At 69.2% G+C, this 23954-nt stretch carries 20 protein-coding genes and 1 pseudogene; 9 read left to right on the forward strand and 12 right to left on the reverse strand.

Annotated elements, in window-relative coordinates:
- A pseudogene (locus tag VFR64_13420) lies at nucleotides 1–404 on the forward strand (pirin family protein).
- 15 nt (nucleotides 405–419) lie between these two features.
- Here VFR64_13420 and VFR64_13425 read toward each other — a convergent pair.
- The gene (locus VFR64_13425; protein ID HET9490740.1) at nucleotides 420–1070 is read right to left on the reverse strand and encodes an outer membrane beta-barrel protein; all 651 of its coding nucleotides are present in this window, start codon (nucleotides 1068–1070) and stop codon (nucleotides 420–422) included.
- Between the two features lie 188 nt (nucleotides 1071–1258).
- Between VFR64_13425 and VFR64_13430 the strand changes: the two genes are divergently transcribed.
- On the forward strand, nucleotides 1259–2155 hold the full coding sequence (locus VFR64_13430) for a radical SAM protein (GenBank protein ID HET9490741.1): 897 nt from the start codon (nucleotides 1259–1261) through the stop codon (nucleotides 2153–2155).
- Nucleotides 2156–2159: 4 nt separating this feature from the next.
- Here VFR64_13430 and murB read toward each other — a convergent pair whose 3' ends face one another.
- On the reverse strand, nucleotides 2160–3035 hold the full coding sequence (gene murB, locus VFR64_13435) for a UDP-N-acetylmuramate dehydrogenase (GenBank protein HET9490742.1): 876 nt from the start codon (nucleotides 3033–3035) through the stop codon (nucleotides 2160–2162).
- 371 nt (nucleotides 3036–3406) lie between these two features.
- On the opposite strand from murB, the gene VFR64_13440 reads away from it, so the two are divergent.
- Nucleotides 3407–4129, forward strand: coding sequence for a lytic transglycosylase domain-containing protein (locus VFR64_13440; GenBank protein ID HET9490743.1), 723 nt, complete (start codon nucleotides 3407–3409; stop codon nucleotides 4127–4129).
- A 16-nt stretch (nucleotides 4130–4145) separates the two neighbouring features.
- Here VFR64_13440 and VFR64_13445 read toward each other — a convergent pair whose 3' ends face one another.
- The 3 genes from VFR64_13445 to VFR64_13455 are packed head-to-tail and all read right to left on the reverse strand — an operon-like array spanning nucleotide 4146 to nucleotide 9072.
- Entirely contained in the window at nucleotides 4146–4811 is a 666-nt protein-coding gene (locus VFR64_13445) for a CPBP family glutamic-type intramembrane protease (GenBank protein ID HET9490744.1), read from the reverse strand.
- A complete protein-coding gene (locus tag VFR64_13450) occupies nucleotides 4787–5344 on the reverse strand; it encodes a DUF488 domain-containing protein (protein HET9490745.1) in 558 nt (185 codons plus the stop codon). The genes VFR64_13445 and VFR64_13450 overlap by 25 nt, the downstream gene beginning before the upstream one ends.
- Nucleotides 5341–9072, reverse strand: a complete 3732-nt coding sequence (locus tag VFR64_13455; protein HET9490746.1) for a GAF domain-containing protein — start codon at nucleotides 9070–9072, stop codon at nucleotides 5341–5343. The genes VFR64_13450 and VFR64_13455 overlap by 4 nt, the downstream gene beginning before the upstream one ends.
- Before the next feature lie 112 nt (nucleotides 9073–9184).
- Here VFR64_13455 and VFR64_13460 point away from each other — a divergent pair, with 112 nt between their 5' ends.
- Nucleotides 9185–10672, forward strand: coding sequence for an ATP-binding protein (locus tag VFR64_13460; GenBank protein HET9490747.1), 1488 nt, complete (start codon nucleotides 9185–9187; stop codon nucleotides 10670–10672).
- On the forward strand, nucleotides 10669–11997 hold the full coding sequence (locus tag VFR64_13465; GenBank protein ID HET9490748.1) for a sigma-54 dependent transcriptional regulator: 1329 nt from the start codon (nucleotides 10669–10671) through the stop codon (nucleotides 11995–11997). The genes VFR64_13460 and VFR64_13465 overlap by 4 nt, the downstream gene beginning before the upstream one ends.
- A 213-nt stretch (nucleotides 11998–12210) precedes the next feature.
- On the opposite strand, the gene VFR64_13470 is transcribed toward VFR64_13465, so the two are convergent.
- The 3 genes from VFR64_13470 to VFR64_13480 form a co-directional block, all read right to left on the reverse strand.
- A complete protein-coding gene (locus tag VFR64_13470) occupies nucleotides 12211–13233 on the reverse strand; it encodes an ATP-grasp domain-containing protein (GenBank protein HET9490749.1) in 1023 nt (340 codons plus the stop codon).
- Complete coding sequence (locus VFR64_13475) at nucleotides 13226–14293, reverse strand: putative zinc-binding metallopeptidase (protein ID HET9490750.1); 1068 nt, start codon at nucleotides 14291–14293, stop codon at nucleotides 13226–13228. The genes VFR64_13470 and VFR64_13475 overlap by 8 nt, the downstream gene beginning before the upstream one ends.
- Before the next feature lie 198 nt (nucleotides 14294–14491).
- Nucleotides 14492–14656 carry an FkbM family methyltransferase gene (locus VFR64_13480; protein ID HET9490751.1) on the reverse strand — a complete coding sequence of 55 codons (165 nt, stop codon included), beginning with the start codon at nucleotides 14654–14656 and terminating at the stop codon, nucleotides 14492–14494.
- Nucleotides 14657–14726: 70 nt separating this feature from the next.
- Between VFR64_13480 and VFR64_13485 the strand changes: the two genes are divergently transcribed.
- From VFR64_13485 to asnB, 4 genes are all read left to right on the forward strand, one after another.
- Complete coding sequence (locus VFR64_13485; GenBank protein HET9490752.1) at nucleotides 14727–14927, forward strand: hypothetical protein; 201 nt, start codon at nucleotides 14727–14729, stop codon at nucleotides 14925–14927.
- Complete coding sequence (locus VFR64_13490) at nucleotides 14921–15286, forward strand: hypothetical protein (GenBank protein HET9490753.1); 366 nt, start codon at nucleotides 14921–14923, stop codon at nucleotides 15284–15286. Before VFR64_13485 ends, VFR64_13490 begins: the two co-directional genes overlap by 7 nt.
- A 45-nt stretch (nucleotides 15287–15331) precedes the next feature.
- Nucleotides 15332–16138 (forward strand): outer membrane beta-barrel protein, encoded by an 807-nt coding sequence (locus VFR64_13495; GenBank protein HET9490754.1) that lies wholly within the window; start codon nucleotides 15332–15334, stop codon nucleotides 16136–16138.
- An 88-nt stretch (nucleotides 16139–16226) separates the two neighbouring features.
- Nucleotides 16227–18032: an asparagine synthase (glutamine-hydrolyzing) gene (asnB, locus tag VFR64_13500; GenBank protein HET9490755.1), complete on the forward strand. Its 1806-nt coding sequence runs from the start codon at nucleotides 16227–16229 to the stop codon at nucleotides 18030–18032.
- On the opposite strand, the gene VFR64_13505 is transcribed toward asnB, so the two are convergent.
- Genes VFR64_13505 through VFR64_13520 form a run of 4 tightly spaced genes read right to left on the reverse strand, consistent with a single transcriptional unit; the run spans nucleotide 18033 to nucleotide 23898 of the window.
- Complete coding sequence (locus VFR64_13505) at nucleotides 18033–20624, reverse strand: glycosyltransferase family 39 protein (GenBank protein HET9490756.1); 2592 nt, start codon at nucleotides 20622–20624, stop codon at nucleotides 18033–18035.
- 14 nt (nucleotides 20625–20638) lie between these two features.
- Nucleotides 20639–21748: a glycosyltransferase family 4 protein gene (locus tag VFR64_13510; GenBank protein HET9490757.1), complete on the reverse strand. Its 1110-nt coding sequence runs from the start codon at nucleotides 21746–21748 to the stop codon at nucleotides 20639–20641.
- A 46-nt stretch (nucleotides 21749–21794) separates the two neighbouring features.
- Nucleotides 21795–23168, reverse strand: coding sequence for a HAMP domain-containing sensor histidine kinase (locus tag VFR64_13515; GenBank protein HET9490758.1), 1374 nt, complete (start codon nucleotides 23166–23168; stop codon nucleotides 21795–21797).
- Between the two features lie 55 nt (nucleotides 23169–23223).
- The gene (locus VFR64_13520; protein ID HET9490759.1) at nucleotides 23224–23898 is read right to left on the reverse strand and encodes a response regulator transcription factor; all 675 of its coding nucleotides are present in this window, start codon (nucleotides 23896–23898) and stop codon (nucleotides 23224–23226) included.
- Nucleotides 23899–23954: the final 56 nt, after the last annotated feature.

Here is a 23954-nt window from a genome sequence, read left to right on the forward strand (position 1 = left end):
CTGCTCCTCGACGAGATGGGTCCGGCCGACCTCGGGCCCGGCGAGGCCAAGGGCGCGCCCGACCACCCGCACCGCGGCTTCGAGACGGTGACCTACATGCTCCACGGCGAGCTCGAGCATCGCGATTCGGCGGGCCACGCCCGGCGTCTGGGTCCGGGCGATGTGCAGGGCGGGAGGAGCGGCCGGTGATCGACGGCCAGGCCGCCATTCTCGCCACCGACGGGGAGCTGATCTCGCTCGCCGCGCCGGCCGGCGCCCACGCGCCGCTGGAGCTCCTTCTCGTCGCCGGGCTCCCCTTGCGCGAACCCGTGGTCCGCTACGGCCCGTTCGTGATGAACAGCAAGGAGGAGATCGTTCAGGCGGTCGAGGACTTCAGGGCCGGCCGCCTGGGCCGTCGCTCCTGAGGCCGTCGACGTCGGTCAGAGATCGAACCGAAACGAGATGCCGCCGATGAGGTAGTGGGAGACGAGCTCGGTGTTGATGGTGGCGTCCTCGCCGAGAATCGTGACGTCCCATTCGGGACTGACCCGGGTCATCCGATACTCGGCGAAGATCCCGAACTCTTTCGTGAAGAGGAAGGTCACGCCGGCCCGCGCGTCCAGGCCCACCTCGTATGTCCGGTCGCTGGTGCGTCCGCCCAGGTCGGAGCCGAGATCGCCGGCGAACTTGACCGAGAAAAGGCCCGGGCCGCCCGCGATGTAGGGCTGGATCTGGCCCTTGGGAAATTCCTCCGACATCAGGAGCGGCAGCCGCAGCATCAGCAGCGCGGAGACCGGGAACACCGTGACGTCGGGGTCGGGCCTCAAGTAGGACACCTCGGCCGCCACGCCGAGCCAGCGGGCGCTGTCGAACCAGTAGCCCACGCGCACCCCGAAGGCGTAGGTCGTCGAGAAGTTCACTTCGTCCGTCATCGTCACGCCGAAGATCTCCAGGTCGAGATCCTCTCGCTCGGTGCGGGTGGCGCCGGCCCAGAGATCGCTGAACCACTCCGCCGAGGCCGGGCTGGCCGCGATGAGAAGCGCACAGAGCACACCCACGGCCGCGCTCACAGACTTCGTCAATCGCGTCATCGTCAATGGAGTCCTCTCCTCTTTGCGGCGCGAGCCTCTCTTCGACCGTAGAGCGCCCGCGCGCGACTGGTCAAGTTTTGACTACCCTCCTGACGGGGCGATGAGATGCCCGGCCCATCGACCAGCGATGATCGGGATGATCTCGGCACCCGAGACTCGCCAGGTGACGAGCACGGTATAATGCGCGCATGCCGGCCCGGTACCGCGAAGAGCCCTGTCGGACCGCGCTGAACCGCGTGGTCGGGATGGATTTCCGCTGGTCCCTGAACCCGTACATGGGCTGTGAGCATCGGTGCACGTTCTGTTATGTGAGGGCGTTCGAGCAGCGCGCCGACCGTCCCTGGGACGAGCGCTATGGCCAGTCGATCCGAGTCAAGATCAACGTGGCCGAGGTGCTGAAGAGGGAGCTGGCGCGGCCTTCGTGGACGCGCGAGGTGGTCGCGATCGGCGCCGCCACCGACCCCTACCAACCCGCCGAAGGCAAGTATCGGCTGACCCGGCACTGCCTGGAAGTGCTGGCCGCCGCCCACAACCCGTTCGGCCTGGTCACTCGCGGGCCGATGATCGTGCGCGACGTCGACGTGCTGCAGGCCGCCTCCGCCCGCGCCGACGTCGACGTGCACTTCTCGATTGCGACGCTGGACGATGAGATCTGGCGCAAGACCGAGATCGGGACGGCGCCTCCGCGCCAGCGGCTCCGGGCTCTGCGCCGCCTGGTGGACGCCGGGATTCGTGCCGGAGTGGGGGTGGCGCCAATCCTGCCCGGGATCTCCGACCGTCCGGACCAACTGGCGGCCGTCGTGCGCGCCGCCCGCGATGCCGGCGCCACGCACCTCTGGTGCAACCTGCTCTATCTCAAGCCGGGCACGCGGGAGCACTTCCTCGAGCACCTCGCGCGCGACTGGCCCGACCTCTTGCCGCGGTACGAGCGGCTGTACCGCGCCGCCGCCTATCTGGAGAAGAACGTCGCGGAGCCCATCAAGCGACAGGTGGCGGAGTTACGCGAAGCGCTGCAGATCGCCGATCGGCGATCCGTGAAGCTCGAGCCGCCCTCGCCGGCCGAGCAGCTCGCCCTGGCCATCTAGCGTCTCACTCGCCGACGACCCGGATCATGTGCTGCAGCGTGACGCCGGAGGTCGTGCGGACCCGCTCGCGAACGAGGTCCATCAGGGCGAGGACGTCGGCGGAGCTGGCGCCGCCCCGGTTGATGATGAAGTTCGGGTGCTTGACGGCGATCTCGGCGCCGTTCACGCGCTTGCCCCTGACGCCGGCCTTGTCGATGAGCGCGGCGGCGGTCATGCCCGGCGGATCCTGCCAGATCACGGCCGAAGCGAGGACGAGCGGCTCGCACCGCTTCTTGAGCTTCAGGCGCCGGCCCACGTCGGCCTGGACGTCGCGCCGGGGCCGCCGCCGGAGCCGGAGTCGACAGCCGACGACAATGGCGTTGGGCTCCACCTGGAACGTCGCCGGCCGGGGACCTACGTCCTGGAGCTTGATTTCATCCAGCGTACCGTCGGGCTGGACGATGTAGACGGCGGTCACCACGTCGCCGATGCCCCCGCTCTCGCTGTGCGCGTTCATGGCCAGCGCACCGCCTACCGTGCCCGGAATCCCGGCCAGGCACTCGAGACCCCCGAGGTCCTGCGCGGCCGCCTCTCGGATGAGCGACGAGACGCCGACCGCCGCGCCGGCCACCGCTTCCTCCCCCTGGAACTCCACGCGGCGCAGACAGCCATCGAGCTTGATGACGACGCCGCGAATGCCGCGGTCGCGGACGAGGACGCCGCTACCCCCGCCGAGCATCGTGAGCGGCAGGCGCTCGCGATCCACGAACTGGAGCGCGTGACGGATGTCGTCGACGTCCTGCGGCATGATCAGGATGTCGGCAGGACCGCCGAGCCGAAGTGAGGTGTAGAAACTGATCGGCTCCTTGAACCTGACGTCTCCGCGGATCGATCCGAGCATTGCGGCCTCCGTGTTGCGGGCTCTCGACCCCGCTGCGCCGCCAGGACCCGCCGTGGGCGGCGACCGACGGGCAGCACATGAGATGCCAAAGGCATTCCATGCCGGACCGAGCATCGATTGACGTGGGCGTTCTCACCGGCGAGAGCGCCGTATGACTGCGGCAACAAACGTGCTTTGTCGCTCGATGACGCTTTCGCGGCGGGCTCACCTAACCTGGAACAGCCACCCACCCGGGGAATGCCTCGGAGGCAACTTCATGCCAGCCCGGCACGCCAGCGTACGAGAATGGCACCGCCCGGAGAGGGCGCGCTCGCTATGTGCCCGTCATTGCGCCCCTCGGTTTGGCGCAGCCCTTGCCCTGTATACCCGGTATGCCTGGTCAAGGTCTGCCCAACACCCCGCGCCGGCGCGTGCAGCCGAAGCCCGGGCCGGCGTTCGGCCGGTCGCTCGTCCAGCAGGTGGGCGGCCTGTTGATGTTGCTGCTGGTGGTCGTGCCGGGATACGTGATGTCGCGGCCGATCCCCGACGAGGTGGCGCAGGCCGCCAAGGCCAACCAGAGCGGCCGCGCGGTCACGACCGCGATGATCGGTGAACACATCCGCGAAATAGCGCCGCGCTACGGCGTCTCCGAGGTGCTGGTCGCCTCGATCATCGCCGTGGAATCCGAGTACAACCCTCGGGCGGTGTCGCGGAAGGGCGCCCGGGGGCTCATGCAGCTCATGCCGGCGACGGCATCGAGCCTGAGGGTCGACGACCCCTTCGATCCCCGGGAGAATATCGAAGCCGGCGTTCGCCATCTCCGCCGCCTGATGGACCTCTTCGACAACAATCTGCCGCTCGTCATCGCCGCCTACAACGCAGGCGAAAATGCCGTGCGCCGGTACCGGGGAATCCCGCCCTACCGGGAGACGCGCCAGTATGTCTCGCGGGTGCTGCGCAAGGTGCGGCGCGCTCAGCCTGACAGCGTCCCCGCGTATCAGGAGCCGACTCGCCTGAAGCCCCGGAAAGATCGCCGCACGTCGAGCGACGCACGGTCGGCCCTGCTGATCATTCCGGCCGTCTACCAGCCGGGCTCCGCGCCGCGCACCCGCTGAGCCGCGGGCTGGGCCGTCAACTGCCGGCCAGCCAGTGGCCGATGAGGTCCTGGTCCCGCACCCAGTAGAAGTAGGTCGTCCCCAGCACCGCGTGAGAGAGCGCGATCGGCAGCAGCTGCCGGTCGCGCACGTAATACCAGCTCCACACGGTTCCCCCGATCATCGTGACGGCCACGACGTCCCAGGCCGGCAGATGGACGGCGCCGTAGACGACGCCGTTCGCCGCGGCGAGCACGAAGGGAGGCGCGGCGGGCCAGAGGGCGCGCATCCGACCGAGCAAGTAGAACTGGAACAGCGTCTGCTGGAGCAGCGCCCAGGGGATGAACAACGCCAGCGCCACGGGCAGGGTCGGTTTGAGCAGGTGCGCCGCCACAGCGCTCGCCGTGTCCGCCGTCCACCAGACGCGGACGGCACCGAGCGCGGCGAACAGCGCGACGATGATCGAGGTGCCGGTCAGCAAATGCATCGCCGAGTGGCGGACACGTTCGGCGGCCGGCCAGTCGGGTGAGCCCCAGATTCGGCGTCGCGTGTAGCCGGCCGTCATGAGGATGACGACGACCGCGAGCAGGGCCAGGCCCAGGTCGACGGCGGGCGGCCGTACCGGCACGAGGGCCAGGTAGAGGGCTGTCAGCGCCCCCAGCCCGGCCACCTCGAGCATCACCGCGCGCCGGACGCTGGCCAACTCGAGCCCTTGTGCCGGTCCCGATACGTCACCGACGTACCCTCCACCGACGCCCACGGTGTCAACGTGTGAAGCGCGGCGGTGGTCGCGCTCAGGATGTGCCGCACGGCAAGCCCGCGGGCGGTCAGGGCGTCGGCGATTAGACTGCGGTGACAGCGCCAGGGCACCGCTTCTGCGCACATGATGGCCGTGCGCTGCCGACGGGCCAGCTCGAGCAGCGCCGCCAGGCTCTCGGCGAAGGCAGGCGTCTGCATGTGGTCGGCGTACCCGCGGAATCCGGCGTTGCGCCAGCCGACATTGATCGAATCCGGACGAGGGCGGCGCAGACCTCCCAGCCCGGGCAGGTGCAGGTAGGCGACACCCGCATCCTGGAGACTCCGCGCGAGGCGCTCCTGGTTGAATTGAGGATTGTGCCGGGAGCGGGGGATGGTCCGTACGTCGGCGAGCTGAACGATCGCATGGCCCGACAGCAGCGCGAGCAACTCGCCGATCGGGCGCGTGGAGTGCCCGACTGTCCAGATGCCGCCGGTCACCTCGCCGCCCGGGCGATCAAGCTCGTCAGCTGCTCGGGATCGACCGGCTTCACCACGTGGTCGTCGAACCCGGCCTCCAGCGCCTGCTGGCGATCCTGGGGCCGGCCATAGCCAGTCAGGGCGATGAGGAGGACCGCCGGCCCCAGCGCTGCCCGAACCCTGCGCGCCACCTCGTTGCCGTCGAGCACGGGCAGGCCGATATCCACCAGCATGACGTCGGGGCGTTCGCGCAAGGCGACGGTCACGGCGTCGACGCCGTTGTCCGCGACCAGGACTCGATGGCCGGCCAGCTCCAGGCAGGCCTGGAGCATCTGGGCGCTATCCACGTTGTCCTCGACCACGAGCACCGAGCACGCCGGACCTGGCGCCGCCGCCGGCGGGGCGTTCGAGCTGGCCGGATGCAACGAGGCCGCCGGTAGCCGGGCGATGAACTCGCTGCCCCGCCCTTTGCCCTCGCTCCGGGCCGAGACGTCGCCACCGTGGAGCTCCACCAGCCGGCGAACCAGCGTCAAGCCGATGCCGAGCCCCCCTTCGGAGCGCGCCAGTGAGGGATCGACCTGGGCGAAGAGGTCGAAGATTCGGGGCAACATCTCGTCAGGGATGCCGACCCCGGTGTCGCTGACGGAGAGCACGACCCAGCCGGCCTCTTGACCTGCGGTGAGGACGATGCTTCCTCCCGGCGGGGTGTACTTGGCCGCGTTGTTCAGCAGGTTACCGATGATCTGCACGATCCGGGTCGGATCGGCCTCCACGCGGATCGGCGTGTTGGGCAGGTCGACGCGGATCGTGTGACCCCGGCTCTCGATCAGGCTGCGGGTGGACTCCATCGCCTCGGCCACGGCGGAGCCGATCTCCAGGGGGACCTTGACCAGCTCGATCTTGCCCTGGGTGATCCGGGCCACGTCGAGGAGGTCGTCGAGCAGCCGGGTGAGGTGCAGGAGCTGGCGTTCGACGATCTCGCGGGCGCGCTGAACGACCGGGTCATCGCCCAGCCGCTCGCCGATCACGTAGAAGCCACTGCGGATCGGAGCCAGCGGATTGCGGAGCTCGTGGGCGAGCATGGCCAGGAAATGGTCTTTGGCCCGGCTGGCGGCCTCGGCCTCGCTGCGGGCCTGGCGGTCGGCTTCATGAAGTTGCGCGTTCTCGATGGCCAGGGCCACGCGATCGGCCACGAGCTGCAAGAGGCGGGCGTCGTCCTCGCTGAAGCGCCGGGGCTGGGTCGAGCCGACCCGGATGATGCCGGTGGCCCAGCCGCCGACGAGGAGGGGGGCCCCGAGGAGCGAGCGGATCCCCCGCTCGCTCAGCACGGACGCGTGTAGCTCTACCTTCTTGGCGATGTCCTCGGCCACCATCGGCCCTCGGGCGAGCACGACCTGCCCGGAGAAGCCCCGGCCGATCGGGATGGGCGCCAGGTCGTCTCCGGCCTCCAGACCGCTGACCGCGCGCGGCACCAGCACCTGCCGCTCCTGGTCGACGAGGAAGACGGCCGCCGTGTCGACGCCGAGGACGTCTCGAACCCTGGTGAGGAGCTCGCGGAGCAGATCTTCCACACCGAGCGCCGCCAGGGCGACGTCCGTGATGCCTTGCAGGCGCCGGAGCTCGGCTGTGGCGGCTTCCGCCTCCGACCGGGCCCGCTCGGCTTGCAAGGCCACCGCCTCGGCCTCCCGCTGCCGGTGCTGAGCCTCCTGGTAGAGCTGGGCGTTGCGCAACGCCACGGCCGCCTGCGCGGCGAACATCTGCGCGAGGCTCTCGTCATCCGGGCTCAGTCGCAGGGGCTGCGCCGAGTGCAGGGCGAGGACGCCGAGCACGATCTGCCGCCATACGATGGGAAACCCGAAGACGCTGCGGAGCCCATGAGCCCGGTGCCACGCGGGGTGCGGAACGAGCTCGTTCTCGAAGACATCGGGGACGTGGATCGGCCGACGGTCGGCCGCGACCACGGCGATGAGGTTGCCGGTCAGGGGCAGCGCCTCGATCGGGTAGTCGCGGCGGTGGCGTTCGCTCGAACACGCCCGCAGCGTGGCGATGCCATTGTCGGCGTCGACGATCCAGAGGGTGACGACGGCGATCCCCATGATCTCGGCGGCCATGCGGCTGATGCCGTCCAGCACCTCGTCGATTTCCAGCGACGACGAGACCAGTCGGTTGACGTGCGCGAGAATGCGCAAGCGCTCCGCCCGGACCTCCTGGACGGCGTACAGCCGCGCGTTGTTGAAGGCGATCGCGGCCTGGTCGGCAAAGGCCTCGGCCAAGCGCACCTCGTCGGCCGTGAACCGCCGCCCGGCCCGGTCGCCGAGGAAGAGCGCACCGATCGTCTCGTCCTGCACCATGAGCGGCACCGCGAGGCCAGCCCGCGGCGCCGTCCGGAGCGCCTCCCGGAGCGGCTCGCCGAGGACCATGCGGGGATCGTTGATGAGGTCCTCGGTGACCGCGGTCCGACGCTCCCGCAGGGCGAGCCCGACCGTCCCCATCCCGGCCGGAAGCGGCAGACGCTCCGGCAGGCCGCGATCGCCCGACACCGCCAGCGGCACGCAGGCACCGGTGTCGGGGTCCAGCCGGTAGACGATGACGCACAGCGCGCCGATGAGCTCCCGCAGACTGCCGACGACGCGCTGGGCCACCTCTTCCACATTCAGCGTCTGCGACAGCAGGCGGCCCGTCGCCGTCAAGGCCTCGGCGATCCGGCGCCGCTGCTCGCTCTCGGTGTAGAGCCGGGCATTGTCGACGGCCAGGGAGGCTCGCCGGGCCAGGTCTTCGGCCAGCGCGAGGTCTTCCGGCCCGTAGCGCCGGCCCGCCTGCCCCGACACGAGCGACAGCGCCCCGAGGGTTCGCCCCCGCGCCATCAGGGGCACGATGATGAACGAGGTGTACGTCAGGGCGCGGGCGATCTGCCGGTGCTGAGGGTCCGGGGCAATGGCGGCGAGCATCGACTCGGTGATCTCCGGAGCCACCTGAGGGCGACCGGTCCGTAACACCGTGGTCACCGGATGCGGTCCCTTCGGGTCGGGTGGGAACCGTTCCTGGACGGTGGCGACGAGCGGCCACAGATCGGGCCTGGCGTGCGCCGCGGCAACGCGTCGGATCGTGCCATCGTCGGCGAGCATGTCGATCACGCACATGTCCGCCAGGGCCGGTACGGTGAGCCGCGCCAGGCGCTGCAAGGTCGCCTCATAGTCGAGGCTGCCTGCCAACAAGGTGGAGACTTCTCCCAGCAGGCCGACCTGTTCGGCAGCCTTGCGCTCGGCCGCGACGAGCCGGCTGTTGCGGATCGCAACCGCGGCGTGCTCGGCCAGCCTCCGCAACACCTCTTCGTCCCGTTCGCCGAACGGTCGCGGGGCCCGGTTCGCCACCTGAATGAGCGCCTCGACCCGGTCGCGGATGCGAACGGGGACCGTTACGGCATCGGCCTTGCGGACGGCCCGGCCGGTGGCCAGGACCTCCTCCACCAGCCTTCGGATGATGGTGCCCTCGCGCTCCTGGAAGCCCTGGAGCTCGGGGCCCACTCGATACCGGAAGGTGAAGCCGTCGGCGCCGGGCTCACGCAGCGCGATCCGGGCCACGTCGCTGCGGCAGAGGTCTCGGGCCGTTTCGGCCACTCGCTGCAGGACCGCGTCCGTGTCGAGCGAGGCGTTGATGGTTTCGGCCAGCTCACGGAGCAGGTCGGCCTCGCGGCTGGACAGCCGCTCGTACCCGTGACCACGGCTCATCTCCGGGACGGGCGACGACATGGTCTAAGTCTCTGAAGCGGCGCCCGCCCTTGCAACCGGAAAATCTTTGCTCAGGCCGCCTCCGGTTGACCGCGGGGCCGGCCCGAGCGACCATCACGTCGAAGCGGCAGGCATGGGCCGCTACTCACGTATGGGCCTGAGGCTCCGGCTGATCCTCGTGCTGGTCCTGCCCCTGGTGCTGGTGGTGGGGGTCTACGGACTCATGAGGGTCCGCTCGGAGCGCAGCGAGCTCTTACGCGAGAACGAGCGCAATGTGGCCCTCACCGCCAAGGCCATCCAGGTCGCGGTCGAGGCCGCGCTGCGCGACCGCCAGATCTCGGACATCCGCCGCCTCCTCTTCGAGATCGTCGAGGGGCAGGAGCAGATCGACCGCATCCGGATCTTCGATCAGGACCTGCAGCCTCTCCTCGTCTCCAATCCGCTGTCGATCGGCGAGGAGATCCCGATGGCCTCGTTGCGGCTGACCATCGAAGGCGGACAGCCCCACACCTACTACGAGAGGGGCGACGAGCAGCCCGTGCTCTATTACTTCATACCGCTTCGCGGGCGCGGAGGGGAGATCACCGGCACGCTAGAGTTGGTCCACCTGGCCTCGGGAGTCGAGCAGCGGATCCGCGCCGCGGTATGGGACGTCTGGCTGCGCCTGGGTGCGGTCCTCGTGCTGGTCGCGGTGATCACCGGCGCCATGCTGCAGCGGCAGGTGCTGCGGCCGCTCGCCAGACTCGTGGAGCGAATTCGCCGGCTCGGCCAGGGCGAACCCGGTCAGCCGCTGCCCGTCGAGCGGCGTGACGAGCTCGGTCGGGTAGCCGAGGCTTTCAACACGATGGCCGCACAGCTGGCCGAGGCCCGCCGCAAGCACCTGGCCGAGAGCGAGCGCGCCCTGGACCTGGAGCGCCAGCTTCGACACGCCGAGATCCTGTCCGTGGCCGGCCGGCTGGCCAGCGGCCTGGCCCACGAGGTGGGCACGCCCCTGAATATCATTTCGGGCCGGGCCGAATTCGTGCTCAAGACGTTGCCAGCGGACGACGGTCGCCGCGAAGACCTCGAGGTCATGATCGGCCAGATCGACCGCATCTCCGGGATCATCCGCGCCCTCCTGGACATGGTGAGACCGGCCAAGCCGGAGATCCAGGCCATCGGCCTGGCCACGGTCGTGGAGCGGCTCATGCCGCTGCTGCACCACACCGCCAGGCGCCATGGGGTCGTGCTGGCGGCCACGGTCGCCGAGGATTTGCCGCTGGTGCTGGCCGACCCGAACCAGGTGCAGCAGGTACTCATCAACGTCGTCATGAACGCGCTGGCGGCGACGGCTTCGCCGGGCCATGTCCGGATCCTCGCGCGGCCTCGGATGGCCGTGGGGCGTACGGGTGTCGAGCTCGACGTCACCGACACCGGATCCGGGATTCCCCCCGACATCCTGCCCCGGGTCTTCGAGCCGTTCTTCACCACCAAGGCGCCCGGCCAGGGCACCGGCCTGGGGCTGACGATCTGCCGGGACATCGTCCGAGAGCACGGCGGAGAGATCCAGGTGCGGAGCGCCGTGAACGAGGGAACGACGGTCACCGTCTGGCTGCCGGCGGCCGACGAGACCCGGAGATGACCCCCAAGGTCCTGGTCGTCGACAACGACAAGGAAATGGTGACGATGCTCCGGCGTCATCTGGAGAGCGAGCGGCTGTCGGTCACCGCCGTCACGAGCGGGCAGGCCGCGCTCGCCGCGCTGGAGCAGGAGGAGTTCGAGGTGGTCCTCACCGACCTCAGAATGGACGAGGTCGATGGCCTGGCCGTGCTCCGGCGAGCTCAGGCGGGACAGCCGGCGTCCCGCGTCATCCTCATGACCGCCTTCGGCAGCCTCGAGAATGCGATCGAGGCGATGCGCCAGGGCGCGTACGACTACCTGACCAAGCCGTTCAAGCTGGCCGAAGTCAGCCTGGCGGTGCGCCGAGCCCTGGACGAGCGTCAGCTTCGGGAGGAGAACCGCCGGCTCCGCGCCGAGGTTGCTCAGCGCTACGGCTTCGACAACCTGCTCGGCCGCTCCCCGGCGATGCAGGCCGTGTTCGAGCAAATCCGGGCCGTGGCCCCGAGCGACGCGGCGGTCCTCTTGCTGGGAGACAGTGGAACCGGCAAGGAGCTGGTGGGGCGGGCCATTCACTGGAACAGCGGTCGCCGCGACGGTCCCTTCGTGCCGGTGAACTGTGCAGCCATCCCCGAGACGCTGTTGGAATCCGAGCTGTTCGGACACGAGAAGGGAGCCTTCACCGGAGCCGCCCGCAAACGGCGAGGGCTCTTCGTCGAGGCCGACGGCGGCACCCTGCTCCTCGACGAGATCGCCGACATGTCGCTGGCCCTGCAGGCCAAGCTGCTGCGCGCGCTCCAGGACAAGGCGATCCGGCCGGTCGGAGGCAGCGAAGAGATCCGGCTGGACGTCAGGATCATCAGCGCTACCAACCGGGACTTGCCGGCCCTCGTCCGGGACGGGACGTTCCGAGAGGACCTCTACTACCGTCTGGCCGTCATTCCGATCCGGCTTCCCGCCCTCCGTGAGCGCCGCGAGGACATTCCTCTGCTGGCCCGGCATTTCCTGGAGCGGGCGGCGGTCCCGCTCGGCAAGCGCCTGGACGGGTTCAGCGACGAGGCGATGGCGTGGCTGCTCGCGCATCGATGGCCCGGCAACGTCCGGGAGCTCGAGAACGTGGTGGAGCGGGCGGCCATCCTGGCCCGCGGGCCACTGGTGACCCTGGCCGACCTGGGCACCGAGTTCACGATGCCAGGCGGGCTGGAGGCATCCCTGCGCCCCACGCTCGCCGAGTTGGAGCACCAGTACATGATGCGGGTGCTGACCGAGACAGCGGGGGATAAGGCTGCCGCGGCGAAAATTCTCGGCGTCAGCGTTCGTACGCTGCAACGTAAGTTCAAGGAGAGCTGAGAGCCGACACGATGTCGCCATGGCGACATCGTGTCGCCGCGGAACCTCCCAACCCTGAGGGTCTGCACGATAACTATCCGTTATCACTGATCTCATGAGGGCCCGGCGTCTGGCACCTGACTTGCTCTGGGATAGGAGCACTTCACGCCGCCGTCGTGCTTGCCCTCATCACCTCCTGGGCCACACCGGGGCGCGGCGGCGGCGTGAATGTCCTCAAGAGGCTTCCGGCCTCGAGGCCGTACGCAGGCCGTACCGGGTCAGCGCCAGGTCCACGATTTCCAGAATGGTTTGCGGGTAGGTTCGCCCCGAGGCTCGCGCACCCTTCATGAACTCCCCCCGGGAATACAGGTGCGCATTGGGGTTCGCTTCGATGAGATAGGCCTTGTAGCCGGCCGCCAGACGGAAGTCGAAGCGGGCATAGTCACGCAGGTGCAGCGCGTGAAACGCGGTGAGGGCCGCCTGCTGCAGGCTCTCGACCACGCCGTCCGGTAGATCGTCGGCGACCCGGTACCTGCTGCCGCGGTACGCTCGCGTCCCTTGCTGCCACTTCACCTCGGTACCGGCGATGCGCGGCGTGCCCTTGGGCAGGTGCGACAGGTCCAGCTCGACTGGCGGGAAGGCTTGGGGCTGGGAGTTGCCGAGGACACCCACGTAGAGCTCGCGCCCTTCGATGTATTCCTCCACCAGCACGGGCTGATTGAACTCGGCGTGTAGATCGTCGATGCGCTCCATGAGGTTTTTGATGTTGTCGACCAGCGCGCTGAAGCCGATGCCGATGGATCCGTCCTCTCGGACCGGCTTGACGATCACCGGGAAGTCGAGGTCATGGGCCCAGCCCACCCGGCCCCGGAAGACCGTGGCGAACTTGGGAGTGGTGATGCCGTGGAAGTTGAGGACCTTCTTGGTCAGGGCCTTGTCCATCCCCAGGTGGAGCCCGCGCGGGCCCGACCCCGTGTAGCGCAGGCCTAGCAGCTCGTAGTACGACGCCACGTGGGGCTCCTTGGTGTCGTCCTCGCCGTAGCTCTCCACGAGATTGAACAGCAGATCGGCCCGGACCGTGGCCAGGCGAGTGAGACACCGACGACTGCCGTCCACCGCGACGAAGAAGACCTCGTGGCGGGCCCGCCGCAGCACCTCGGCAATTTCCATGACGTCGGTCTTCTGCGGTGCCCGGCGCCGTTCCGGCGTGGGGGGCTCCGCGGCGCCGCGGGCAATGCCGATCCGCAGCCTAGCCACCCGCCGGGACTCCGGGCCGGACCCCCCGGGAGCGCAGGGACCGCGGCCGGGCGCGCGGGGTGAATCCGCCACGCGTCAGATAGTTCATGGTGAGGGTGGTCGCATACGTGGTGAGCTCCACCAACGTCGTCGCCTCGTGGCGCGTGTCGACGGACAGCTGCAGGCGCTCGGCCGTCTCGGCGATACTGTCGACCAGAGCCCGGATCACGGAGCGTCGGACCCCGGTCCAGTACTCGATCTTGTTGACGAGATCGGCATGGCGCTCGCGCACGAACTCGGCCGCCGGGCGCAGGCCCCGACGGCGGCCCCCTTTGCGCACGAAGAAGTCGGGAAGGTCATTCTCGAGCGCGACGTCCACCAGCGGCCGTTCCGCCTGGGTCGCGCGGAAGAAATCCTCCACCGTCATGTCCATCTCCTCCACGGTGATGTCCGTGGAGGCCAGGCGAACGGGCGGCTCGGTATCGGCGAGGGCCCGCGCGACCCGGTCCACGTATCGGAGCTTGCGCATGGCCGGCCAGCCCCGGTAGCGCTCGCGCCAGCGCGACCGCGGCGTCAGCCAAACGGCAAACGTCTCGGCGAAGTCCTCGTCGGGATGTTTCTGGGCGTACCAGCCCTCCAGATGGCGCACGAAGTTGCGGTGAAAGGGCACCGGGCGGTACCGCTCGCGATAGGGCCGCGTGAACGGGCCGAACAGCTCACGCCACTGTGGAGTCTCGTAGAGCCGATAGGCGTAGTTGAAGGCGTGGCCCGCCTCGTGCCGGAGGTACATCAGGATCTCGCGCTCGTCCTCCAGATCGTCGATCTCCTTCTCCAGCCGGGCCAGCTTGGGATCGGCCAGATAGAACGGGATGCCGATGATCGGCTCGCCGTCAGGACAGCCCCACTCGTCGGTGAGGTAGGCGTGCGGGCGAAAGCGGCGAAGCCCTTTGCGCTCGAGCTCGGCGTGAAGCATCTTGACGTAGCGCTCCACCGGCGAGCCTTCGAGCTTGAGCCCCAGCTGGTTGATCCGCTGGGGAAGCAGCGCGCGGGCGTCGGGTGGGGCCGCTTCAAACGTACGCATGGGGCCACTTGCACCCATGCTAAACCGGGACGTCGTCCCTCAGGAAGCGCGGCGGCGCGGGGGCCCTCCCCCGCGCTGCCTGCCGGGGTCAGCGGTGCCAGCGATGCGGCAGGCGCGCGGCGCCCGGCAACGGCGCTCCAGCGGCCCGCCGTCGATGATGCGCCCGAGCGTCGCCACGAACGGGACCTCGCCCTCTATTCAATAGCGCGAGGTCGGCGGCCAGCTCTCCAGGACCACCAGGGGGCAGTAGCGCTGCAGGACGCCGAGCGCGCCCTGCAGCACCGCCAGCTCACTGCCTTCGGTGTCGATCTTCACGAGGTCGGGTCCCTCGCCGGCCTCCTCGACCATCTCGTCGAGCGTCACCTACCAGCGCCTTCGACCCCGCTTTCACGCGGGGCTCTCTGTGGGGTCATAGCGGGTAGAGGAGGCTGGGATGACGCTGCTCGAGCTACGACTCCTGTTCGTCGTGGGGTTGCTCGTCACCGCGGCGCTGGCCTACCTGACGGCGATGAGCGCGGAGGCCGTCATGCGCGGGGTGGCTCGCCTGGGCGAGCGCTTGCACGCCCCCTACCGACCGGACATGAAGCAGCGTAGTGTGCACGGTCCGCAGGCCGCGGGGAGGGTCCGATGCTGACCGCGGTCGGAGCCGGGCTGGGGATCGTCGTCGCGCTGACCCTGCCTCTGCTGGCCATCTTCGGTCTACTGGCGATCGCCGATTGGCGGCATCGGCGGCGGATGAGTGTGATTGCCCGGCAGGTGGCCGTGACCGAGGCCATCCACCGTGAGTTCGGCGCCGTAGTGGCCCCCGTGGTCAGCAAGCGGCCCGGCGGGCCGTGGACCGTTCTCATGGCCCTGCCTCCCGAGCGCTGGGAGATGGCGGGTCCCCTGGCCACGATCGCCCACGACGTGGTCGCCGGCGATAACGGGCGTGAGGGCCGTATCCGCGTCGTGCTGACGGGACCGGACCGAAGCTCCCTGGCGCAATTGCGCTAGGCCGCCCGGGGGCAAAAAGGTTGGGTCGCGGTCCTCCCTCCCCTGATGATGGTCGGGACGGAAGGGGGGCCCCTGCTGAAGGCGCGCGCGGTGTTCATCATCTGTGGCGGCCTCGCGCTGGCTACCGCCGGCCCAGCGCACGCCGAGCTCTATCTGGCCGTCTTCGGCGGCACCGCCTTCACCGAGAGCAAGACCACCGAGACCCGACTCGATCTCACCAGCGGGATGGGCACGGTCACCCTCCTCGACGGCACGTTTAGCGAAGTCGACTTCCACGACTCCCTTCTGGTCGGCGCCAAACTCGGCTACTTCTTCACCCGTCCGCTCCTCGGCGGCCAGCTGGGCTCGGAGCTCGAGCTCTCGTACACCGAGCCGCACGCCTCGCGGCAAACCGTCACGTTCAGCGGCACCATGTTCGGGGCTTCCACGACGACGGAGATGAGCATCCAGAGCGCGAGTTTCGACGTGTTCGGCGTGGCCGTGAACCTGCTCTACCGCCTGCCCCTCTTCACCAGCGCCGGCTACCCCTACGGCCGCCTGCAGCCCTACATCGGCGCGGGCGCCGGGGCTTTCATCGCCACGATGTCCACACGGACGTCGCCCTTCGACGCCAATACCCGGCTCGATGACACCGACGTGCAGCCGGGCGTGCAGGCGCTGGGCGGTTTGAAGTTCTTCGTCTTCCGAAAAGTCGCCGTCTTCGCCGAGTATCGGTTCACGCAGACCGACGACTTCGAGTTCAACTTCCGGGCCCATGGCACGGTGGGAGGATCACCCGCGACCGAGACGGCCCGCGACCGCTCCGACCTGACGCAGCACCACGCCGCCTTCGGGCTCGCCATCCACTGGTGAGCCGGGCCCGCCTCATCAGGCCGGCGTAGACCGGTCAGCCCCGTAAACCGCCCCTCGTCGCGGCCTCATCCGCTATGATGCCCTCCGCATGTGCGGCATCGCGGGGATCCTGCTGCGGCGTGGCCGCGCCGATGAGGTCGTCGTGCGGCGCATGGCCGCCGCGTTGGCCCACCGGGGTCCCGACGACCTGGGCCTGCACCTGGCCGGACCGCTCGCCCTGGCCCAAACACGGCTGGCGATCATCGACCTCGAGGGTGGCCATCAGCCCATGGTCGACGGCGACCTGTCTCTCGCCGCCAATGGGGAGATCTACAACTTCGTCGAGCTGCGCCGTGATCTGGAAGCTCGCGGGCGGCGCTTCGCCACCGCGTCCGACAGCGAAACCATTCTCCATCTCTATGCCCTCGATGGCGTCGATGGCGTGGCCGCGCTCAACGGCATGTTCGCCTTCGCGCTCTACGACGCGCGCCGCGCCGAGCTGGTGCTTGCCCGCGACCGGGCAGGTATCAAGCCGCTCTATTACGCGAGGCTCGGGGATCGGCTGCTGTTCGCCTCGGAGCTCAAGGCGCTCCTGGCCGTCTGGCCCGGCGCCCCCGAGATCGCCGCGGAGTCCCTCGTGCAGTCGCTGCAGAATCGGTTCAACAGCGGTGAGATGAGCCTCGTGCGCGGTATCCGCCGTCTGCCCCCGGCCACGGTACTGGTCGTGGATGGCGACCTGAACGCGCGCGAGCATCGCTACTGGTCAGCCCTCACCACGCGTCCGCGGGTGGTGGATTTCGAGCAAGCCGCCGAGGAATTCGAGCCGCTGTTCCGACAGGTGATGGTGGAGCACCTGCGCGCAGACGTGCCCTATGGATTATTCCTGTCCGGCGGCGTCGATTCCGGCGTCCTCCTGGCGATGATCAGCGAGCTGACCGGGCGGCGGCTGCGAACGTTTTCCGTGAGCTACGGCGATCGAGGAACCGCCGACGAGGGACCCGACGCCGCGGCCATCGCGCGGCGTTTCGGCGCCGAGCACACCGAGATCACCCTCGACGGGGATGCCGTCTTCCGCCGGCTGCCCCATACCGTCTGGGCCACGGACGAGCTGCTGGGCGACTACGCGTGCCTGCCGACATCGTTCCTGGCCGAGCGGGCGGGTCAGGCTTTGAAGGTCGCGTTGACCGGGGAGGGCGGGGATGAAGTCTTTGCCGGCTACAGCCGCTACCGCCGCACTCTGCTCCAGCGATGGCTGCGAAACCTGGTGGCGCCGGGGTCAGGCGGCTTTCGGACGCGGGGCGGCTGGCACCGGGTATGGGTCCGCCGCGCGTTCGGCGCCGAGCTGAAGGCCGCGGCCGCCGCCTGGCGCACGCCCTTCATCGCGGCCTGGCAGGCGACGCCCCGGACCTGGAGCCACACCACCCGCTGCCAGTACACGGACGTGGCCACGTTCCTGGCCGACGACCTGCTCGTGAAGGCCGATCGCGTGCTCATGGGGTTCGGCCTCGAAGGGCGGGTCCCCTACCTCGATCACCGGGTCATCGAATTCGCCTTCGCGCTGCCCGATGCCCTCAAAGTGAGCGGCCGGCAGGGCAAGCTGTTCCTCAAGCGCTGGGCCGGCCGCCGCCTGCCCGCCGACCACCTGTGGCGCCGCAAGCGGGGGTTCTACGTGCCGATCGGGCGATGGTTGCGCGGGAAGTTCCTCGACGGGCTGGCCGAACGCCTGCCCGCACACCCGGCCATCCGGCAGTGGTTCCGCCCCGACGGCATCGCGGCGCTCGTGAAGGCGCAGCAGACCCGCGGCACCGCGACCCGTGAGATCTGGGGGCTGATGCAGCTCGCCATCTGGCATCGCATCTTCGTGGAAGGCCACGTGCCCGGGCGTGACGAGGATCCGCTGGAGTGGATCGCGTGATCATGGCTCTTGCCGGCCGCGATACCCGTGTGCGACTCGGACAAAGTACCGCCGCCCTTCAGCGCCGTTTTGGCCCACGGGCAGCTCGCGAATCGGCCCGAGGCTGGCGACGTAACGGCCGAGGTGCGGCGCCTCGAGCGCCTGGCGGTCCTTGCCCACCAGGATCAAGGATCTTCCCACGTGGTGGCCGGGCGGAAACCAGAAGTCGTACATAAGACCCTGGCGTCCGAAAAGGTTATCGCTCGTCGTCTTGTCGGCGCCGCTGCCGTGGCGGGCGTAGAAGGCCAGCTCGCTGGCGAGGTTGTACTTGTCCATGCCGACGATGAGAGGCTGCTGCCCCGTCCGCGTGCGCACGCGCCCTTCGACCTCCTCGACCTCATGGCTGAGCGCGCGCCAGCTCTTGCCGAGGGGGCCGAGCGGCCGCGGCGCGCCGGGCCATCCCAGCACGTCGTAGTGGAACAGCGCGCCATAGAAGAGCATGAGCGCAATCACGGTCGGCTTCCAGAAGCGCTGCAGGGGGCCGCCACGCCAGCCGTCGGCGGCCCCGACGGAGGGGAAGACGCTCGCCGCCATGAACGGTAACGCCGCCAGCCACACGGGGCCCGTCCAGTTGAACTTCGTCTCGTTCCTGAAACTGGAGAGGACGAAGACCGACAAAGGGACGAGCGTGAAGACGAGTCCATACCGCCGCTTGGCGGATGACCGCGCCACTCCCCAGAGGAAGCCGGCGACGCCCAGCGGCGTAATCAACAACAGCACGTGGCTGAGGAGCGTCGCCACCTCGAAACGTGGGGCGTGGCTCCAGCGTTGCGACCCCTGAAAAACGAAGGACACCCAGCCATGCTGCGCGTTCCACAGCAACATGGGTGACGCCAGGGCGAGCGTGACGAGGCTCGCCGCATATGGCCGGGGAGACCGCAGCCAGCGGCGTGAGGACGGGCTCAGGAGCAGGTACACCAGGGCGGCCAGCGGGACGAGGAGGATCGTGTACTTCGCGAGCAGCCCGAGCCCGACGCAGATACCTGCGCCGAGCCAGGCCCGGGGTCTCCCGCCCAGCAGCGCCCCCTCCAGATAGTAGAGAGCTCCGGCCCAGGACGCCACCAGGGGGGCGTCGGGCGTCATGAAAAAGCCGGTGCCGAACAGAAAGGGCAGGACCGCGAAGAGCAAGGCCGCCGCATACGCGTACGGGCGTCCCAGGAGATTCGCGGCCAACCGTACGCTGAAGTAAAGCGCCACGAGTGACGCGGCCAGGGCCCCCGCACGCACGCCCCATTCGGATTGACCGAAGACCGCCGTCCCGAGCCAGACGAGCCAGGCCACCATGGGCGGATGGTCCAGATAGCCCAGGTCGAGATGCCGCGAGTAGTTCCAGTAGTACGCTTCCTCGGGGAGTAGCTCCACCACGCCGGCGTACACGCAGCGCAGACCGAGCAGATAGGCCGAGACGCCGAGCGCCGCCAGCCGCCAGGACACCGTCAGTTCTTTGGGACGATCGGAGGCCCGGAACGCGAAGAACACCCCCCCGATGTAGCTCGTCATCGCGGCCACCAGGGCCGCAGGGACGATCGCTGCCGGTGCGGGCAGACCCAACGAGCGGTGCGCGAGGGCGAGCACGCCGCCTCGCAGGAGCACGGCGAGGAGCGCCACGGCGATGAACGCCCCGTACCGCGTGAGCGCGACCGAGCCCCGGGCACAGTGCCGGCCCGGAAAGCCCGCCCACGCGCCGAGCAGGCAGGTCGCGCTGATAGCCGCGGCAAAGCTCGTCAGGTGGGCGAGGGCGAGGGGCGCCCCTTCCGCCAGCAGGGCATGGAAGATCGCGATGTCCAGGAGGAATCCCAGTCCGGCCGCGAGGGCAAACCCCGACGCCTCGCGGCCTGAGGGGCCTGCCCCCACCAGGTCGACGAGCTGCGCCAGGTAGGACAGCACGACGCGGGCGTCCAGCTTGGAGGCGCCATGGGCCCGGGTCCGGAAGGTGATGGGAATATCCTCGACCCTCTGCCCGGGCTGAGACCGGGCGAGAATCTCCAGCCCGATCTTGAACCCGCCGGGCGCCTTCCTGGCTTCGAGCAGGGTCTGTTTGCGCACGGCGAAGAACCCCGAGCAGGGGTCCCGCACATCGACCAGGAGCCTGGCCAGTGTGGCCGCGGTCCTGGAGATCAGCCGCCGGCTAAACGGCCAGCCCGGAGTCGCGCCCCCCGGGATATACCGGCTCCCGATGGCCATGTCACACGCGCCGTCGAGCACTGGCCTGGCCAGCGCCGCGACTGCGGATGCCGGATGGCTGAGGTCGGCATCCATGACGACGATGACCTCGCCCGACGCGAATCGCGCCCCGGCCAGAACCGCCCCCGCGAGGCCTCGTTCGGCGTCTCGGGCCAGCAGGCGCACCCTGGCGTCCCTGGACTCCCACCCGCGGACGCGCTCGCGCGTTCCATCCGTGGACGTGTCGTCGACGACGAGCACTTCGACATCGAGCGAAGCTCGGTCGCCCTCCTCGAGCACCCGCGCCACGACCTCATCGATGTTGTGCACCTCATCGCGGGTAGGCAGGATGACGGTGACTCTGCCGTGGGCGGGAAGCCTCTTCGCCATCGAGGGGGATCGGCTCAGCGAGTCGTCAGCAGACGACGATAGAGCACCTCCATCCGGTCGACCTTCGTCCGAGTCGAGAACTGTCTGACGACCAGTTCTCGGCCGGCCCGACCGAGTGCCCTCGCGTAGGTCGGATCGTCGATGACATACCCGATCGCCGCGGCGAGGCCGGCGACGTCGCGGGGACGCACGAGCAAGCCGGTCTGGCCGTGGCGGACCAGCTCGGGGTTGCCCTCGATGTCGGTGGCCACCACCGGGGTTTCCACCGCCAACGCCTCTCGCAGCGTACCGCTCAGACCCAGGCCGGTGTGCGACGCATCGACGCAGCACGTGCTGGCGCGCAGGATCTCCGGAATGTCTTCCCGATAGCCGAGGATCCGGACGGCGTGCTCGATGCCCTGCACCCGGGCTCGCTCGAGAAGTGGCGCCGGGTTCCGAGCGCCGACGACGAGGAGCCGCGCGTGAGGCATACGGCGGATGACGGTCGACATGGCGTCCATCACGTCGTCGTTGCCCTTCGTGCTGCGCACGCCGATCTGCGTGATCAGCGGGTCGTCCGGGCCAAGGCCCAGCTCCTTTCGTGCCGCGCTGCCGTCGACGCGGGCATGGAACCGCTCGGTATCAGTCCCCGAATAGATGACCTCGATCTTGGCGGGCGGCACACCGCCGGCCACGAGCCACCGCTTGACCGACTCGCAGACGGCGACGATGGCGGTGACTCGACGGGTGGCATAGCCCATGGCCTGGAGGCGCCCGACCGGGAAGCTGACGCCGCGGTTGGCGACGAGAACGGGAAGCGGGGCGAGCAGCCCGGCCAGGAGGGCCAGCCGGCAGGCAGCCCCTTTGTGGGCGTGCACGATCTGAATGCCGTGGGCCCTCATGATGCCGATCAGGGCGCGAACCGACCTGAGATCCAGGGCCGAGGTCAGAGACAGCGGATAATAGGCAAGCCCGCACTCGGCGGTCTTTTGCGCCCAGATTTCGCTGGGCCGGGTCGCCACGACGACGTGGTGCCCCCGGCCGGCCAGCCCGGTGGCCAGCTCCATCGCCTGAACAGCCGCCCCGGTGAAGTAGTCGCCTTTCGGGTAAAGATGAAGCACATGCAGAGGGGTGAGCGCCGCCACCCGCTCAGTGTAGGGAGGCGGAGCTTACCGGAACCTGTCCCGAGCCTTACATCCGTGAAAGCTCGGCTGGCCTGGCCGCCACCCTCTCGGCGGTGAGAGCCGCGGGAAAAACCACGGTGAACTCGGTCCCCGCACCGGGTGTGCTGGCGACCTCGGTACGGCCGCCGTGGGCCTGCACGACGGCGCGGACCAGGCTGAGCCCCAACCCGAGGCCGGGCTGGGACTGGCTGCCGTGGCCCCGGTAGAGACGGTCCCAGATCCGCGACAGCTCGTGAGCGGCGATGCCGATCCCCGTGTCTCGGATGCGAAGCAGGGCACACCCGTTTTCCTCCACGGCGCTGATGTCGATCCGTCCCCCGGGAGCGGTGTACTTGATCGCGTTGTCGAGCAGGTTCGCCACGACCTGGCGAAGCCGACCACGATCGGCCATCACGCGAGGGGCGCCCGTGCCGGATGTGGACAGGGCCAGCGCTTTGTCCTGCGCGACGAGGTGATAGAGGTCCACGACTTCGGCGATCAACGCCGACAGGTCCACGGACTCCAGCCGCAGCTTCACGGCGCCGGCTTCGGCCTCGGAGATATCCATCAATGCGTTGAGCATGGACAGCAGTTGATCCAGCTCTTCCAGACATTCGCCCACCGCTTGACGTAGGACCTCGGGCTCGTTGCCCGCCTGCAGGGCGAGCTCGGATGCGCCGCGGATCCGCATGATGGGCGTCCGGAGCTCGTGGGCGACGTTGTCGAGGGCCCCCCGCATCCCGTCCATGAGCGCGGTGATGCGTTCCAGCATCTCGTTGAACAGGAGGACCAGCTCGTCCAGCTCGTCGCCGTTCCACCGTGCCGGCACTCGGGTGCCCATTTTGCCCTCGGCGACGGCTCGCACGGCCAGCACGATCTGGCGAATCGGGCGGAGAGCCGATGACGCCAGGAGGGTTCCGCCCACGAGACCCAGGGCCAGTACGGGAACGAGGACAAGGAACGCCACCCGCCGAAACCGCTGCAGCACTTCGGCGCGATCGCCGGTGCTGCCGGCGACCTCGAGGCGACCGCCGTCGGGCAGCGGCACCGACGTCAACTCGAGATCGGATCCCGTGGCCCCCGGTCTGCTCAGGACCCGCCACTCCCCGGCTGGCCCGATGGGGGCGTTTTCGAAATACCTGGCGTCCAGGGTCGTAAGTTGGGCCGGCTTCCAGATGAACCGGGTCGTCCCGTCGGCGTCGAGGAGGCGGACCGCGAACGGTTCGCCGGTGCCCGACGCCTCCTGCCCGACCAGGAGATCCCTGACGGCGGTGACGCCGCCGCTGCGATAGAGGGCCAGGAGCTCCCCGAGCTCCCACTGGATCTGCTGACGATCCTCGCGCTCGAGCGCCGAGGACAGCAACACGTAGGCCAGGCCCAGCACCACCAGCACGCTGGCCACGAGATACGCCGAGGCGTAGACGGTCAGCTTGACGCCGATCGTCGGCCGCAGGCGGTTACGGAACGCGGAGAACGTAGCCGACTCCTCGGATCGTGTGTATCAGCTTGTCGGGGCGGTCACCGTCGACCTTGGTCCTGACCCGCGACACCAGAACTTCCACCACGTTCGTCTGCGGGTCGAAGTCGTAACCCCACACGTGTTGTAGGATCATCGTCTTGGACACGGGACGCCCGGCGTTGCGCATGAGGTACTCCAGGAGGGAGAACTCGCGAGGTTGCAGCTCGATGGGCCGGTCGTCACGGGTGACGTTGCGCGTGATGAGGTCCAGGCTGAGGCCGCCGGCCGTCAGCCGCGTCGGCTCCACCGCCCGCGTGCTGCGCCGGAGCAGGGCCTGGAGTCTGGCCAACAGCTCGGAGAATGCGAACGGCTTGGTCAGGTAATCGTCGCCGCCCGCCTGCAGACCGCGGACCCGATCGTCCACGGTCCTCCGGGCGCTCAGGATGAGGACGGGAGTGGTCACGCGGCGCTTGCGCAGCTGCTCGATCAGCGACAGACCGTCGAGGCCGGGCAGCATCACATCGACCACGGCCACGTCGTACGGCTCGGCCACCGCGAGCTCGAACCCGTCTTCACCGGTACGGGCCTGATCGACGGCCCACCCCGCCTCCTTCAGGCCTTTGGCGAGAAACGACGCGATCTTTCCATCATCCTCGACGATCAGTGCCCGCAACGCGTCCTCGACGATCCCATCGTAGACGAACATCGCCGCCTTGGCCAGCGGCGCGG

Source organism: Candidatus Methylomirabilota bacterium (genome assembly GCA_035709005.1).
In the GTDB taxonomy this organism is placed as follows: domain Bacteria; phylum Methylomirabilota; class Methylomirabilia; order Rokubacteriales; family CSP1-6; genus 40CM-4-69-5.

Bases quoted from the DNA above. Each gene is read 5' to 3' on its own strand.
- VFR64_13425 (HET9490740.1), bottom strand. From the start codon at position 1,070: ATGACGCGATTGACGAAGTCTGTGAGCGCGGCCGTGGGTGTGCTCTGT.
- VFR64_13495 (HET9490754.1), top strand. From the start codon at position 15,332: ATGATGGTCGGGACGGAAGGGGGGCCCCTGCTGAAGGCGCGCGCGGTG.
- VFR64_13490 (HET9490753.1), top strand. From the start codon at position 14,921: ATGCTGACCGCGGTCGGAGCCGGGCTGGGGATCGTCGTCGCGCTGACC.
- VFR64_13465 (HET9490748.1), top strand. From the start codon at position 10,669: ATGACCCCCAAGGTCCTGGTCGTCGACAACGACAAGGAAATGGTGACG.
- VFR64_13455 (HET9490746.1), bottom strand. From the start codon at position 9,072: ATGTCGTCGCCCGTCCCGGAGATGAGCCGTGGTCACGGGTACGAGCGG.
- VFR64_13475 (HET9490750.1), bottom strand. From the start codon at position 14,293: ATGCGTACGTTTGAAGCGGCCCCACCCGACGCCCGCGCGCTGCTTCCC.
- murB (HET9490742.1), bottom strand. From the start codon at position 3,035: ATGCTCGGATCGATCCGCGGAGACGTCAGGTTCAAGGAGCCGATCAGT.
- VFR64_13505 (HET9490756.1), bottom strand. From the start codon at position 20,624: ATGGCGAAGAGGCTTCCCGCCCACGGCAGAGTCACCGTCATCCTGCCT.
- VFR64_13440 (HET9490743.1), top strand. From the start codon at position 3,407: ATGCCTGGTCAAGGTCTGCCCAACACCCCGCGCCGGCGCGTGCAGCCG.
- VFR64_13460 (HET9490747.1), top strand. From the start codon at position 9,185: ATGGGCCGCTACTCACGTATGGGCCTGAGGCTCCGGCTGATCCTCGTG.
- asnB (HET9490755.1), top strand. From the start codon at position 16,227: ATGTGCGGCATCGCGGGGATCCTGCTGCGGCGTGGCCGCGCCGATGAG.
- VFR64_13430 (HET9490741.1), top strand. From the start codon at position 1,259: ATGCCGGCCCGGTACCGCGAAGAGCCCTGTCGGACCGCGCTGAACCGC.
- VFR64_13485 (HET9490752.1), top strand. From the start codon at position 14,727: ATGACGCTGCTCGAGCTACGACTCCTGTTCGTCGTGGGGTTGCTCGTC.